At 58.3% G+C, this 14,181-nt stretch carries 15 protein-coding genes and 2 pseudogenes; 9 read left to right on the forward strand and 8 right to left on the reverse strand.

Features of this window, described 5'->3' with window-relative positions; translation table 11 throughout:
- From ACFWW4_RS22405 to ACFWW4_RS22415, 3 genes and pseudogenes are all read right to left on the reverse strand, one after another.
- Nucleotides 1-91, reverse strand: a pseudogene (locus ACFWW4_RS22405) (tRNA 2-thiocytidine(32) synthetase TtcA); the annotation flags it as partial.
- A 221-nt stretch (nucleotides 92-312) separates the two neighbouring features.
- Nucleotides 313-513 (reverse strand): hypothetical protein, encoded by a 201-nt coding sequence (locus ACFWW4_RS22410; RefSeq protein ID WP_411892863.1) that lies wholly within the window; start codon nucleotides 511-513, stop codon nucleotides 313-315.
- A gap of 23 nt (nucleotides 514-536) precedes the next feature.
- Complete coding sequence (locus ACFWW4_RS22415; RefSeq protein ID WP_411892864.1) at nucleotides 537-1,304, reverse strand: hypothetical protein; 768 nt, start codon at nucleotides 1,302-1,304, stop codon at nucleotides 537-539.
- Here ACFWW4_RS22415 and ACFWW4_RS22420 point away from each other — a divergent pair.
- Genes ACFWW4_RS22420 through ACFWW4_RS22430 form a run of 3 tightly spaced genes read left to right on the forward strand, consistent with a single transcriptional unit; the run spans nucleotide 1,260 to nucleotide 3,831 of the window.
- A complete protein-coding gene (locus ACFWW4_RS22420) occupies nucleotides 1,260-1,469 on the forward strand; it encodes a hypothetical protein (protein WP_411892865.1) in 210 nt (69 codons plus the stop codon). The genes ACFWW4_RS22415 and ACFWW4_RS22420 overlap by 45 nt on opposite strands.
- Before the next feature lie 7 nt (nucleotides 1,470-1,476).
- The gene (locus ACFWW4_RS22425) at nucleotides 1,477-1,932 is read left to right on the forward strand and encodes a GNAT family N-acetyltransferase (protein ID WP_411892866.1); all 456 of its coding nucleotides are present in this window, start codon (nucleotides 1,477-1,479) and stop codon (nucleotides 1,930-1,932) included.
- An 18-nt stretch (nucleotides 1,933-1,950) separates the two neighbouring features.
- The gene (locus ACFWW4_RS22430) at nucleotides 1,951-3,831 is read left to right on the forward strand and encodes a beta-N-acetylhexosaminidase (protein WP_411892867.1); all 1,881 of its coding nucleotides are present in this window, start codon (nucleotides 1,951-1,953) and stop codon (nucleotides 3,829-3,831) included.
- 35 nt (nucleotides 3,832-3,866) lie between these two features.
- On the opposite strand, the gene nagA is transcribed toward ACFWW4_RS22430, so the two are convergent.
- The 4 genes from nagA to ACFWW4_RS22450 are packed head-to-tail and all read right to left on the reverse strand — an operon-like array spanning nucleotide 3,867 to nucleotide 7,702.
- Nucleotides 3,867-5,036: an N-acetylglucosamine-6-phosphate deacetylase gene (nagA, locus tag ACFWW4_RS22435; RefSeq protein ID WP_411892868.1), complete on the reverse strand. Its 1,170-nt coding sequence runs from the start codon at nucleotides 5,034-5,036 to the stop codon at nucleotides 3,867-3,869.
- The gene (locus tag ACFWW4_RS22440) at nucleotides 5,033-6,061 is read right to left on the reverse strand and encodes an SIS domain-containing protein (protein WP_411892869.1); all 1,029 of its coding nucleotides are present in this window, start codon (nucleotides 6,059-6,061) and stop codon (nucleotides 5,033-5,035) included. Before ACFWW4_RS22440 ends, nagA begins: the two co-directional genes overlap by 4 nt.
- A gap of 16 nt (nucleotides 6,062-6,077) precedes the next feature.
- Complete coding sequence (locus ACFWW4_RS22445) at nucleotides 6,078-6,827, reverse strand: GntR family transcriptional regulator (RefSeq protein ID WP_411892870.1); 750 nt, start codon at nucleotides 6,825-6,827, stop codon at nucleotides 6,078-6,080.
- Nucleotides 6,824-7,702, reverse strand: a complete 879-nt coding sequence (locus ACFWW4_RS22450; RefSeq protein ID WP_411892871.1) for a BadF/BadG/BcrA/BcrD ATPase family protein — start codon at nucleotides 7,700-7,702, stop codon at nucleotides 6,824-6,826. The genes ACFWW4_RS22445 and ACFWW4_RS22450 overlap by 4 nt, the downstream gene beginning before the upstream one ends.
- A 167-nt stretch (nucleotides 7,703-7,869) precedes the next feature.
- Between ACFWW4_RS22450 and ACFWW4_RS22455 the strand changes: the two genes are divergently transcribed.
- From ACFWW4_RS22455 to ACFWW4_RS22480, 6 genes are all read left to right on the forward strand, one after another.
- The gene (locus tag ACFWW4_RS22455; protein ID WP_411892872.1) at nucleotides 7,870-8,757 is read left to right on the forward strand and encodes an N-acetylmuramic acid 6-phosphate etherase; all 888 of its coding nucleotides are present in this window, start codon (nucleotides 7,870-7,872) and stop codon (nucleotides 8,755-8,757) included.
- Nucleotides 8,758-8,782: 25 nt separating this feature from the next.
- Entirely contained in the window at nucleotides 8,783-10,036 is a 1,254-nt protein-coding gene (locus ACFWW4_RS22460) for an ABC transporter substrate-binding protein (RefSeq protein ID WP_411892873.1), read from the forward strand.
- Nucleotides 10,037-10,106: 70 nt separating this feature from the next.
- On the forward strand, nucleotides 10,107-11,021 hold the full coding sequence (locus ACFWW4_RS22465; protein WP_411892874.1) for a carbohydrate ABC transporter permease: 915 nt from the start codon (nucleotides 10,107-10,109) through the stop codon (nucleotides 11,019-11,021).
- Between the two features lie 10 nt (nucleotides 11,022-11,031).
- Complete coding sequence (locus ACFWW4_RS22470; protein WP_393927661.1) at nucleotides 11,032-11,871, forward strand: carbohydrate ABC transporter permease; 840 nt, start codon at nucleotides 11,032-11,034, stop codon at nucleotides 11,869-11,871.
- Entirely contained in the window at nucleotides 11,868-12,902 is a 1,035-nt protein-coding gene (locus ACFWW4_RS22475; protein ID WP_411892875.1) for a Gfo/Idh/MocA family protein, read from the forward strand. The genes ACFWW4_RS22470 and ACFWW4_RS22475 overlap by 4 nt, the downstream gene beginning before the upstream one ends.
- Nucleotides 12,899-13,894 (forward strand): ABC transporter ATP-binding protein, encoded by a 996-nt coding sequence (locus ACFWW4_RS22480; protein ID WP_411892876.1) that lies wholly within the window; start codon nucleotides 12,899-12,901, stop codon nucleotides 13,892-13,894. The genes ACFWW4_RS22475 and ACFWW4_RS22480 overlap by 4 nt, the downstream gene beginning before the upstream one ends.
- Nucleotides 13,895-13,920: 26 nt before the next feature.
- Here ACFWW4_RS22480 and ACFWW4_RS22485 read toward each other — a convergent pair.
- Nucleotides 13,921-14,181: pseudogene (locus ACFWW4_RS22485) on the reverse strand (tRNA 2-thiocytidine(32) synthetase TtcA); the annotation flags it as partial.

The raw sequence follows: 14,181 nt of genomic DNA on the forward strand, positions 1-14,181 counted from the left end.
TATATCGCACGATGCGTTTGCGCAGCTTCTTGAACTCGGTGCTGGAAGGCGCACCGTGGAAAAGCGGGTGGATTTCTGTATCGTCAAGCATGGGTAAAAGCCCTACCGCGCCCCGCGAGGTCAGCCAAGAGGTTTTGTGAATGATTAAGCGTCATGATGCGTCATCCCCAATCAACCGCTCAAAGTGTCAATCTGGGATTCTTGGGTAGCTCCGTCCGATCCGTCCAAAAGTGTTGACATCTGGCAGTTCCAGCAACCTTCAGAAGGATCGAATTGGCAACTTGTTGAAAGCCTACACCTGGTCTGGCAGGGTCACACTTGGCCGAGCGCCGATACAGGGGCGCCCCGTTCGATCAAAGTCAAGGTGATCAACTGATCGTGCATCCCGATAATACGTTCCGGTTTGACCAGTATCTCGATCATGGCGCCGGACGCATCTGTGATGCTGCGCATCTCCTGGGCGTTGGCGGCGCCCGCCACAAAGAGCGCAAAAATCAAGGCGGGAAACCTCATCTTCATGTATCCTTGGGCAGAGATTAGTCTTGCGCCAGCCAGATGCGGCGCAGGTGATCACGGTAGCGTTCGGTCCGGCTTTGATCATCGCGGAGGACGCAGGTGGTGCAGTAATCCGGCTTGCCCGGGCGGGTATAGGCGCGGCAACAGCCGCCACGCACACGGATCCATTCGCCGATTTCGGGGGCTTCGGGTAAGCTGATGTGTTCAAAGCGCAATTTCTTGCTGAATAGTCGGGTGCCCCGCTGACCAAAGGCCGCCAGCGCCAATGCCATGGCGTGGTCTTGCTGCCTTAGCTGGCGTCCATGCGCCAGAAAGGCATAGGCAAAGCTGTCGCTAACCAGCATGAAAAGGGCGGGGCGGGACAAACCGGTGGTGGCATTGATGGCCACGCAAAGCGGGGTGATCAGGTCCTGAACCGTCTGCGCGAACCGGGTGGCATCGGCGTGCCTGTCAAATGCCAGCAGGGACGGGTCCAAACAGATGTCGAAGACCTGTTCGACGCCGGTCTCTCCATCTTCTGTCCATTTTTCAAATCTTGGGGTCAGTGCCACCCCGGCGGGATCAGCGCCGCAAAGCCAGTGACCGCGCAGTGCCGGCCCGACCAGTGGTTCGGCCAGGCAAAAGGCAACCGTTCCGATCAGATACGCTGCGTCCAGTTTTTTGTCGGGAGCCTCTTCGCTTGCCGTGGCATCGGCCAGAAGCCGATGCAGCGCAGGAGCCGGAATGTCGCCAAGTGTCAGCCCATGCGCTGTCGGTGCCAGACGGATTTCGTCGGCAATCCGCAACATCCCTATACCCGGCTTTTGCGGGCTGCGATCCCTGATCCTGCCATCCGTCTGCGGCCCGGGACCGATAGTTTTGCACGCCAGGTCGAAGAGGTGCGCCGCCTTGCCGCGACAGCTGTGACCGGCATGTCTGTTGTCGGATCAGGGCATCTGGTGGCCGAACATTGAGGCTGCAATGACCGACATGCTTGTCCCGCTCTACCGTTTGCCTGAACCGCCTGCGCTTTCGGCTGGGCTGATCATCCGCCCGGCGATGCCAACCGAGGCGCATCATGTGACGGATTTTGTGACCCGACATTTTCACGCCGGTTGGGCAAGCGAATGTCAGGTCGGATTGGCGGCCCAACCCTGCAAGGTCCTCATCGCACTGCAAGACGGCGCACTGGCCGGTTTTGCCTGCTTTGATGTCACCGCGCGGGGGTTTTTCGGACCAACGGGTGTTGCTCCATCGTTTGAGGGGCGCGGAATCGGGACGCAGCTATTGCTGCGCGCGCTACTGCGACTGCGCGACGCGGGTTTTGCCTATGGCATCATTGGTGCAGCCGGGCCCGTCAAGTTCTATCACAAAACCTGCGGTGCGACCCCGATACCAGACTCTGATCCCGGCCCTTATGCCGGAATGCTGTCCTAAGACGAACGGACCCTGACAATGTGTGATTTCCAACTGGATACGATCTGGCACCCAGCTGAAAACGCGATGGAATTTGTGTTGACGAACCTGACGCAGGAACCTCTGTCAGGTTTTCGGATGTTCTATGGCAGCCTGACCCGCACGGCATCTCCGTCTGATTGCGAAGGTGCCACATTGTTGCGAAGGCAGGCGAATTACCACGAATATGGGCCGCCAGACGGGTTAATCCTGCCGCCCGGCGGGCAGTGGCGGTTTACAGAGCGCCATCTGACCCGCGCGGCGCTTCATGCGAATGACAGGCCGAAGTCGGCGGGTTTGATCGTGGGTGACGATGGCGCGGCTCGGCCTGTGCAGTGTGCCGATTTGCAAGCGGCGCAACCGGAACCTCAAGCCCCAAGCGATATTGGTCAGGCCGCTGTTGTGCCATGGCCCGCCGATATTGATGTGGGCGCCTGGCGTGGTGACCGCTTGTTCCATATCGGGCTGGATCAGGTCGCCAGCGTCGAGGAACGGCGAACAGCCGCCACGGTGACCGCCCTTGCGCACCGGTTGTTCCCCCTCATGCCCAGCCCCTTTGTTATGACAGCGGCCGAGGGCGTTCCGCAGTTACACTGCAATTCGGATACAGGTCTGGGGCAGGACAGCTATGATATCCGCTTTTCGGGACAGGACATCACTCTCAGCTACGGGCTGGGCAGTGGACTGCTTTATGGTCTTATAACGCTGGAGCAATTGCTGCACGGAGCCAACAACGACGCGACCTTTGCTTTTCCACATGAGGGCCGGATCAGCGATGCGCCTGCATTTGGCTGGCGCGGTGCGCATCTGGATGTGTCGCGCCAGTTCTATCCGCTGGATGACGTGCTGAGATTTGTGGATATCATGGCGTGGCACAAACTGAACCGGTTTCACTGGCATCTGACCGATGACGAAGGCTGGCGGCTGGAAATCGACGCCTTTCCGGCCTTGACCCGGATCGGGGGGTATACGGGGCTGGACCATCCGATCTTGCCGCAGCTTGGCGGTGATCCCAATGGCCACGGCGGGTTTTATTCGCAGCCCCAGGCGCGCCAAGTTGTTGCGTATGCGGCGCAACTGGGTGTTGAGGTGATGCCGGAAATCGACATCCCGGGCCATTGTGCCTGCGTATTGGCAGCGCTGCCTCATCTGGTGGATCCGGAAGAACCGGAAAGCTACTGGTCAGTGCAGGGTTTTGCCAATAATGCGCTGAACCCCGGCATCCCCGCGACGCTGGAATTCATCCGCACCGTTCTGCAGGAGGTGTGCGCGATCTTTCCGTTTCAAGTCATCCATATCGGCGGTGATGAGGTCGCCGAGGGCGCATGGTTGGCGTCACCGCAGGCGCAGGCCCTTATGCAACGCGAAGGGCTTGCTGATACGGCTGCCTTGCAGGGATATCTGCTTGGTCAGGTGCAAGAGGAGCTCACCCGGCTTGGGCGCATCACCGGCGGCTGGGAGGAGGCGGCGCAGGCAGGGGGCGTTAAACCCGCCAATGCCCTGCTTTTTGCCTGGACGCTGCGCGAGCAGACCGCCCGGCTGGCCCGCGCCGGTTATGACGTCGTCAGCACACCGGGTCAGACCTATTACCTTGATATGGCGCAAGGCCCTGACTGGTATGAACCGGGCGCCAGTTGGGCGGGTCATACGGACCCGGAAACGACCTATCATTATGACGCGCTTGGTGACGATCCGGTTTTGGCTGAACGCCTTGTCGGCGTACAAGCCTGCATCTGGAGCGAGCATCTGACGTCAAAAGCGCGTTTCAATCACATGGTATTCCCCAGATTGACAGCCATTGCCGAAGCTGGTTGGACATCGTATGCGCGCAAGGATTTTCAACGTTTTGCTAAGATTGCGAGGCTCATGCCCAAGCTTTGAGCGATGTGATTGGCCCAGACGCGGACGTGGCGCGATCAGAGGGCGGATTGCCGGTGCCCGAACGCGTCGTCCGGGGCGTCTTCATGCAGTGGAACGATGCCAGACAGGTCTGCCGCAATTCGGATTGTTTCTGACAACCCATGCAAACGAACAGGCCGTCCAATGATAGCGGCGGGAACGCTTGTCGCCGCCTGAAGCGCGTCCGCAACAGGCACGCCAACCCTGTTGACAATGGTTCTTATCGCCGTTGTCAGATCAAGATCAGCACCGGCAAGCGTTCCATCCGCAAGCGTTAATCTGCCGTTGTTGCGTTGAATGCGCCGCCCGCCCAGTTCAAACTCTGTCAGGGCGCTACCAGCGACCGCCATTGCGTCGCTGACCAGAAAAACGCGACCGGGTCCTTTTTTTGCGGCCCATGTCACGCGCATGACCTCTGGGTGAACATGGATGGCATCGGCGATCAGGCCGCAGGACACTGTGCCATTTGCCAGGGTTGCCCCGACCAGACCCGGCTCACGATTGCCCAGTTGGCTCATCGCGTTGAAAAGGTGGGTGACACATTGAGCGCCCGCATCAATGTAACGACAGCATGTATCAAAATCCGCATCGGTGTGGCCAAGTGAGACGATCACACCCGCCTTGCACAGCGCCTCCACCTGCGCCAGGGATACATTTTCCGGGGCAATCGTGACCTTCAGCACCGGAAGCGCGGCTGCTGCGGCAAGCAGGCTATCCAGATCGCCTGCAGTCATTGGTCGGATCAGGTCCCCGTCATGTGCGCCCTTGCGCGCGATCGATAGGTGCGGACCTTCAAGATGGAGCCCGACGATGCCTGGTACGCCCGCGTTTATCGCCGCTTGTGCCGCAGCAATGGCGGCATTTGTCCTGCCCGGGCTGTCCGTGATCAAGGTGGGCAAAAGCGAGGTTGTGCCAAGACGACGATGCGCGGATGCAATACGCCGGAGTGTGTCGACGGACGGATCGTCATTGAACATGACGCCATCGCCGCCGTTCACCTGAAGGTCCACATAGCCGGGGCTCAGAATGTCGCCATCAAGGTCAACTTCAAGACCTGCGATGGGAACCTCCGCCTCCGGACCCAGTGTGGCGACATGCCCGTCATCAAACCGGATTGCGTGTCCATCCAGAAGACGCGTGCCGTCGAATATGCGCCCATTTCGGAATGTTACAACGGATTGTGTCATACCGTTTCCGTAACCTTGTTGAGGTGGCGGGGTCTGTCCGGGTCAATACCGCGTGCCACCGCAACCGTTTCGACCATCCCGTAAAACGACACGATGGCCGCGATCGGGTCCGTAAACCAGTGCCCTGTGCGCACATGAGGCAAGGTTGTTGCCCGCGTGGTTCGGTCGGTCACCGCGAAGACACGAGCGCCTTTCTCGGCCAAAGCATCCGCTGTTTCGGCGATACTGTCCTCGGCCCGGTCAGCGGCGGCAAAGGCGATCACCGGAAAGCCATTTCCAACGATGGATACCGGGCCATGCAGTACCTCTGCCGATGAATAGCTTTCGGCATGGATCAGGCATGTTTCTTTGAATTTCAGGGCAGCCTCATTCGAGATCGCCCAGGATGGGCCACGTCCGAGTGTGAACAGGGACGTCCCGTCAATAGCGTCCGCTGCCGCTGACCAGTCGCAGCGCGTTGCGCGCTCAAGTGCTTCGGGAAGGGCACGGATCGCCGCGATAAGTTCGGCATCCCTCTTCATTTCGGCCAGAAACAAAAGCCCGGCCACCAGTGAGGTGACGAATGTCTTGGTGGCCGCAACGCTAAGTTCCGGCCCGGCATGAAGGGGTAGTGTCGCGTCGGCCACCTCGGCCAGCGGTGATCCGGCATCATTTGTAATTGCCACGACCAGCGCCCCGCTGTTGCGCAAGGCCTCGGTCAGCCGGACGATATCAGGACTTTGACCTGATTGGGACACGGAAAGACAAACCGCGCCCTTCGCGTTGAGTTCCACGCCATAGATCGAATTGACCGATGGCCCGACAGAGGCCATTGGGCGCTGCAACGCAAGCTCGCTGACATATTTCAGATAGGAGGCGGCATGGTCTGAAGAGCCCCGGGCGACCGAAATGAAGTAGGCGGGATTGATGACGACCGCAGACCGGGCCGCAACGGCGATGGCGTCGCTGCCCTTGGCCAGAAGCCGATCAACCGCATCGGGGATTTCGCGTATTTCCTGATACATCAGTGACGCATTGCGGGTCATTGCTGTTTGCCTTTCGTCACAGGCGCAGCTCTGCCACGAAATCATAGGCATCGCCGCGATAGAGTGATCGGGTCAGTTCCGCGACCTGACCGCTCGCCAGATATGAGGTGCGTTCGATAGACAGTCCCGCGGCCCCCTCGGGCACATCAAGAAGGTCCGCCTCGCGGGTCCTGAGGTTGATGGCCGAGATTTTCTGGACCGCATTCACCGGCCTGTGTCCGAGCCGGTCAAGCACGTCATAAAGCGACGTTTTGACTTCAAGCGGATTGGGCAGAATTTCGAGCGGCAGCGTGGCACGCTCCAACGCCATCGGTTGCCCGCCAGCTTCACGCAACCGGTAGATCCGCGCCACTTCGGCCCCTTCGGGCAAATCCAGCACCTTCACTTCGGTTGGTGTGGCCAGAAACACGCCCCGTTCCAGCCACTGAGATGTGGTATCCAGCCCGCGACTTGCCATGTCTTCGGTAAACGACGTGAGGTGCCGAAGCGATTGCTCTACGCGCTTTGTCGCCTCGCGAATGAAGGAGCCAGATCCCTGACGCTGTTCGATAAGGCCTTCGCGCACAAGCTCCTGAATGGCTTTTCGGACGGTGACACGGGAAAGGTCAGTTATCTCGGCAATCTCGCGTTCGGGCGGCAGGGATGAGTTTGGTGGCAGGACGCCGCTTTCGATACCTGTTTCAAGTCTTTGGCGCAGCTGGACGTAGCGCGGCCCCCCGTTTTCACCAAGCCACCCTTCGGGTTTCAGGAACTCAACGACGCTCATTCTTTGGTCTCCTGAATCAGCTCTCGGGCCAGTGATACGGCCCCCGATAGCGGTTCGCCTTGCGGCTTCGTCAGGTCGGCCTGCATCGGGTCAGGAAGAAAGGGGCCAAAATGAGGGCCGATACCGCCCGTGAGGCGGATAGCACTTCCGGGCACCCAGCCAATCAGCGGAAGGCTTCGGGCGATGTCAGCGGCACCGGCGGACATGACCTGTCGCCCGAGCACATCATTTTCATCGGCAGATTTTGTCACCATGGGCGCAAGTGCGCCAAATTCCGACGGTCGGGCATCGCCAGAAAAACGGACAATCCCCTCTGCACCGTCAAACTTGTCGAGCAGTTTTTGGGCCAACGGTGTCGACTGGAAACGCCCGTCCACAGTTTCAAGTGTCAATCTGAGTGCTGTCCGTCCGACCCATTGCGCGGATGCTTCATCACCCAACACCGAACCCCAACCGCCGGAGAAACGCATCCTGCCCGCCTTTTGCGCGCCATAAAAGGACCCGGTGCCGCAATGTGCGATTGCACCATCCTTTTCACCCAGCGCGCCCCGAACGGCTGCTGGCCTGTCGTCTTCGATCCGTGCGTGCCGCAGCGGCAGCGCGGCTTTCAACTGGTCCGCGATCTTGGGGCCCGAAACACCGGCAAGGCCGACGAATGCAGGGTACGCAACCAGATCATCCATCCTGCGGCCCGTTTGCGTTGCAACCATCTCAAGTCCTGTCAGGATTTGCTGCACGCCCCCCGCGAAATCGGTCGAGACATTGGCGGGGCCGGTTTCCACCGTGGTAATGTCCTGGCCATCGCTCAGCGCGATCCGACAGCGGGTGCCGCCGCCATCAATAGCGAGAACCGGACGGGATGATGAATCGTTCATAGAAACACCTATATAATACCAATATACCGAAATAAAGGCCATATTGATACCAAAGGCGCTTTATTCGCTCTTTCTACACTTAAAGTTGAGCAAAAAATCGAAAACGGAAATGCTCTGGACAAAAGGTATTAAAAAGGTATCTTAGCTATTGCTGCTAAGGAATCACGATGAACACGATTGGTACGGAAGCATTTCACGACCAGGCAATGGGGCTGGACAAGCAGCCGCTGCCGCAGGCCGCGCTGCTTCTTGCAGAAGGTCAGATCGCTGCAGCGGCAGCGGTTCGTGATGTTGCCTCTGACATCGCAAAGGCCGCCGCGACACTGGCGCGGACAATTCGTGACGGTGGTACTATTCATTATGTGGCTGCCGGATCATCCGGTCTGATGGCTGCCGCTGACGCGCTGGAGTTGGGCGGCACATTCTCGATCCCGACATCGCAGCTTCGTATTCATATGGCCGGCGGGCTGCCCACCGGGGTGGATATGCCGGGCGGGCCCGAGGATGAAACCGCCGATCTGGAACAGGCGCTGTCAGATCTGTCGTCAAAAGATACGATGATTGCCGTCTCTGCCAGCGGTTTGACGCCCTACACGCTCGCTGCGGCGGGGATCGCTCGTCGTCAGGGGGCGGCGATCATCGCCATCGCCAACAACCCGGACGCACCGTTACTGGATGGTGCCGATCACCCCATCGCGATTGTGACCCCGCCAGAAGTGCTGGCAGGATCCACCCGCATGGGGGCGGGAACGGCACAGAAAATTGCACTGAACATGCTATCGACGCTCATGGCCATCGAACTGGGTCATGTGTTCGACGGGATGATGGTGAATGTCCGCGTGGATAACATCAAGCTTCGCAAGCGGGCGCATGCCATGATCTGTCGGGTGACCGGCGCTGCTGACAATGTGGCGTCTGCCGCACTTGATGCGACTGGGGGCGAGGTGAAACCGGCAATCCTGATGGCGGCAAACGGTATCTCTGTCAGCCGGGCAAAAACCATTCTTCGCGAAACCGAAGGACATCTGCGCGCTGCTTTGGCGTATAAAACCTGACACGTTTTCAACTGGGAGGAAAACTATGCAACTTAGAACACTTGGACTTGCGCTGGCATCAACTGCGCTGGTGACTACTGGCGCTGCGGCACAAGAGGTGACGCTGACAATCGAAAGCTGGCGCAATGATGACCTGACCCTTTGGCAGGATGAGATCATTCCGGCATTTGAGGCGCAACATCCTGACATCAAGGTGGAATTCACACCATCCGCTCCGGCCGAATACAATGCGGTTCTGAATTCAAAGCTGGACGCAGGCTCAGCCGGAGACCTGATCACCTGCCGTCCCTTCGATGCGTCGCTGGCACTTTATGACGCAGGACATTTGACCGACCTTTCAGACCTGAATGCCATGTCGAATTTCTCTGATGTGGCAAAGTCGGCGTGGCAGACTGATGATGGTGCCGCGACCTTCTGTGTGCCGATGGCGTCGGTGATCCACGGGTTCATCTACAACAAGGACGCATTTGCCGAACTCGGCCTTGAGGTCCCCACGACCGAAGGGGAATTCTTTGCCGTTCTTGACGCAATCAAGGACGACGGCGGCTACATACCAATGGCAATGGGGACCAACGACCAATGGGAAGCGGCCACCATGGGTTACAACAATATCGGGCCGAACTACTGGAAGGGCGAGGAGGGCCGTCAGGCATTAATCGCTGGCGAGCAAAAGCTGACCGATCCGCAATGGACCGCGCCTTATGCGACGCTGGCACGTTGGGGTGCGTATCTCGGCGACGGTTACGAGGCCCAGACCTATCCGGACAGCCAGAACATTTTTACCCTTGGCCGCGCGGCAATTTATCCCGCTGGATCATGGGAGATATCGGGCTTTAACGCGCAGGCTGATTTTGAAATGGGCGCATTCAAGCCGCCCGTCCAGACTGCAGGCGACACCTGCTATATCTCTGATCATACGGATATCGGTATTGGCATGAATGCGGCAACCGATCATCCCGAAGCTGCAAAAACCTTCCTTGCCTGGGTCGCAAGTCCTGAGTTTGCAGAGATTTTCGGCAATGCGCTGCCCGGTTTCTTCCCGCTCTCTTCAACGCCCGTTGAACTGGAAGACCCGCTGGCCAAGGAGATCGTCGGTTGGCGCGACGAATGCGAAAGCACAATCCGGTCCACCTATCAGATCCTGTCGCGGGGAACACCCAACCTCGAAAACGAGACTTGGGGTGCGTCGGTCGCTGCCATCAAGGGTGCTGCAACACCGGACGAACTGGGTCAGCAACTGCAGGATGGGCTGGCGAGCTGGTACGAACCGCAGCAGTAACACCTTTTCGCTGCACGGGGTCCCGGGCGTCACTATGCGCCCGGGGTTCCCCTGATCCGGAGTAAAAGCCATGAAACGCGCCCGTATCCGCTGGCATATTGCCGTGTTCCTAGCGCCAGCCGTCATCGTCTACTCGGCTGTGATGATTTTCCCGCTGTTCAATACGCTACGGCTCGCGCTTTATACCCGTGTTGATCGGGAACGCGTTTTTGTGGGTCTTGAGAACTTTCAAACCCTGTTTTTCGATCCGATCTGGGCCGAACAGTTCTGGAACGCGCTGGGCAACAATTTCTGGTTCTTTATCATCCACATGCTGGTACAGAACCCGATCGGGATCGCACTTGCCGCCATTCTGAGCCATCCGCGCCTGCGCTTTGCCGCGCTTTATCGGTCGGCTATCTTCATCCCCACGATCCTGTCATTTGTCATCGTCGGTTTTGCCTGGAAACTGATCCTGTCACCGATCTGGGGCATTGCACCTTCAATGCTTGATGCGATTGGCCTTAAATCGCTCTTTGCGCCCTGGCTGGGCAAAGAGGAATATGCGTTGACCACGCTTGCGCTGGTGTCGGTGTGGCAGTTTGTCGGCATTCCGATGATGTTGATCTATGCCGCGCTTTTGACGATCCCCGAAGAGATACTGGAGGCTGGCGAGGTCGATGGCATCACTGGCATGTCGGCTTTCTGGAAGATCAAGCTGCCGTTGATCCTGCCGTCTATCGGGATCATTTCCATCCTGACCTTCGTGGGCAATTTCAATGCTTTCGATCTGATCTATGCCGCACAAGGCGCGCTGGCTGGCCCGGATTATTCGACCGATATCCTTGGGACATTCATGTACCGCACCTTCTTTGGCTTCCAATTGCAGCTTGGCGATCCGCATATGGGCTCGGCTATAGCTGGCGCCATGTTCGCCATCATCCTGCTGGGCGTCTGCATCTATCTGTTTGCGATCCAGACCCGGATGCGCCGCTATCAGCTCTAAGGACGGATTAATGAACCAGGCACGCACAAATCCGCTTAACACCACGTTGATGCACGGGGCGCTGATCCTATACACGCTGATTGCCCTGTTTCCGGTTTTCATCATCCTGATCAACAGCTTCAAGGAGCGTCGCGCGATCTTTCGCGATCCGCTCGGGCTGCCTGATGCAGAAAGTTTTTCGACCATCGGTTATGAAACAGTGATGAAGCAGGGTGACTTCTTTCTCTACTTCCAGAACTCGATGATCGTGACGGTGGTATCGCTGTTCTTCATCCTGCTTTTCGGGGCGATGGCGGCCTATGCGCTCAGCGAATACCGGTTCAGAGGAAACATGCTTATGGGCCTTTATCTGGCGCTGGGCATCATGATCCCGATCCGCATCGGGACGGTGGCGATACTTGAACTGATGGTGGCGACCGGCCTGGTGAATACCCTCTGGGCGCTCATCCTGGTTTACACGGCACAGGGTTTGCCGCTGGCTGTCTTCATCCTGTCGGAGTTCATGCGGCAAGTTTCCGATGATCTGAAAAATGCAGGGCGCATTGATGGTCTGAGCGAATACACGATCTTTTTCCGGCTTGTCCTGCCGCTGGTCCGCCCCGCGATGGCCACCGTTGCCGTGTTCAACATGATCCCGATCTGGAATGATCTGTGGTTTCCGCTGATCCTCGCCCCGTCCGAAGAAACAAAAACGCTGACGCTGGGCAGTCAGGTTTTCATTGGGCAGTTCGTGACGGATTGGAATGCGGTCTTGTCGGCGCTGTCCATGGCAATCCTTCCTGTCCTCGTTCTTTATGTCATCTTCTCGCGGCAGCTGATCCGCGGTCTGACATCCGGAGCTGTCAAATGATCAAAGTGCTGATTGCAGGGTTGGGCAATATGGGGCTGTCCCACGCGCTCGCCCATCACGCCCATCCAGATACCGAGATCGTCGGTCTGGTGAACCGCACTGGCAAGATCGACCATCCTGATCTGGCCCATTATCCAACTTTCGACAATTTCGCGACCGCCCTTGCACAGACCAAACCGGACCTTGCCGTGATCGCGACCTATACCGACACGCATGCCGAATACGCCATCGCCGCCATGCGCGCGGGGGCACATGTCTTTGTCGAAAAGCCGCTTGCGATGACTGCAGAGGATGCGCAGCGCGTCGTCGACACAGCCATCGACACTGGCCGGAAACTGGTCGTCGGCTACATCCTGCGCCACCACCCGTCATGGGTCCGCCTGATTTCGGAAGCGCGTGATCTCGGTGGGCCTTACGTTTTCCGGCTGAACCTCAACCAGCAGTCATCAGGGCCCGCGTGGGAGACGCATAAGGCGTTGATGGAAACGACCTCGCCCATTGTCGATTGCGGCGTTCACTATGTGGACGTGATGTGCCAGATCACCGATGCACCACCGGTTCGCGTGCACGGCATCGGATTGCGGCTCAGCGATGAAATCGCGCCGGACATGTATAACTACGGTCAGTTTCAGGTCACATTCGCCGATGGCTCAATCGGCTGGTACGAGGCTGGCTGGGGGCCGATGATGTCCGAGACAGCGTTTTTCGTCAAAGATATCATCAGCCCGAATGGGGCAGTTTCGATCACGGAAGGCAACAAGGGGGCGTCATCGGATATTGACGGCCATACCCGGGTTGGTCGCGTCCTTGTTCATACACATGATGGTGATCGCCACATCGACATGCCAGATGAGCCGGGGCATCAGGCTCTGTGCGATGCTGAACAGGCCTTTGTCATTCGCGCAATGACCGAGGATATCGACCTCAGCCGCCACATGCGCGACGCGGTGCGCTCACTTGCCATTTGTCTTGCGGCCGATGAAAGCATCCGCACCGAACGGCCGGTGTCGCTCACGGAGATCACCAAATGACTGCCCTGAAACTTGCCAATGTCAACAAATCCTTCGGTGACGTTCACGTCCTCAAGGACATCAGCCTTGAGGTCGAAGAAGGTGAATTCGTCGTTTTCGTCGGCCCGTCCGGCTGCGGAAAGTCAACGCTTTTGCGGGTCATCGCCGGGTTGGAAGACGCCAGTTCCGGTGAGATTCATATCGCTGGCGATATGGTCAATCTGACATCGCCGTCGAAGCGCGGGATCGCCATGGTTTTCCAAAGCTATGCGCTCTATCCGCATCTGAATGTGCGGGGAAACATGACCCTCGCGCTCAAGCAGGAACGTCAACCAAAATCGGTCATTGAAGAACGGGTGCGCAAGGCCTCCGATATGCTGGATCTGGCGCCCTATCTGGACCGGTTTCCATCGGAACTGTCAGGCGGACAACGCCAGCGTGTTGCGATCGGGCGCGCCATCGTCCGTGAGCCGAAGCTGTTTCTGTTTGACGAACCGCTCTCGAACCTCGACGCGGCATTGCGCATGAATACCCGGATCGAGATCGCCAACCTGCACCGTCAACTTGGCGCGTCCATGATCTATGTCACGCATGACCAGACCGAGGCGATGACGCTGGCGGACAAGATCGTGGTTTTGCGCGACGGGCAGGTCGAGCAGATCGGCAGCCCGATGGAATTATACAACAATCCGACCAACCAGTTCGTAGCGGGTTTTTTGGGATCGCCGTCGATGAACTTTTTCCCCGCCGGCCTGATCGACGCGGGTGATCGCCACATCATGGGCATCCGCCCCGAGGATCTTTTCATTGATGCAAATGGGAAACTGGAAACCACGGTCAGCCATGTCGAACATCTGGGGGGCGACACCAATGTCATTGCGCAATTTGGCGAGCAGCAGATCACAGCGCGGCTATTTGGGCAGCACGCTGTCGCCGAGGGAGAGACGGTCCGGCTCAGCTTCAACCCCGAAAGCGCCTACAGTTTTGACGACAACGGCATGAGGGTGAACTGAGCGTCGCAGGTACCCGGTGTTGGTTTTTACTGGTCAGAAGTAATGGCGTTTTCATCTCGGTTTGTTGCGGCATCCTGTTCGGAGTAGGGGTCGCGGTCGCGTGTGAGCCCCGCGAAATCGAAAAGCTTGGGGTCCAGCAGATGCGAAGGTCGCGCATTCATCAGCGCCCGGAACATGACCTGCCTGCGTCCCGGGCTGTTCTTTTCCCAGCCATCCAGGATCTGTTTGACCTGCTGGCGCTGCAACCCATCCTGCGACCCGCACAGATCACAGGGAATGATCGGATA

Origin of the sequence: Yoonia sp. SDW83-1 (genome assembly GCF_046762885.1) — a bacterium.
Taxonomy (GTDB): domain Bacteria; phylum Pseudomonadota; class Alphaproteobacteria; order Rhodobacterales; family Rhodobacteraceae; genus Yoonia.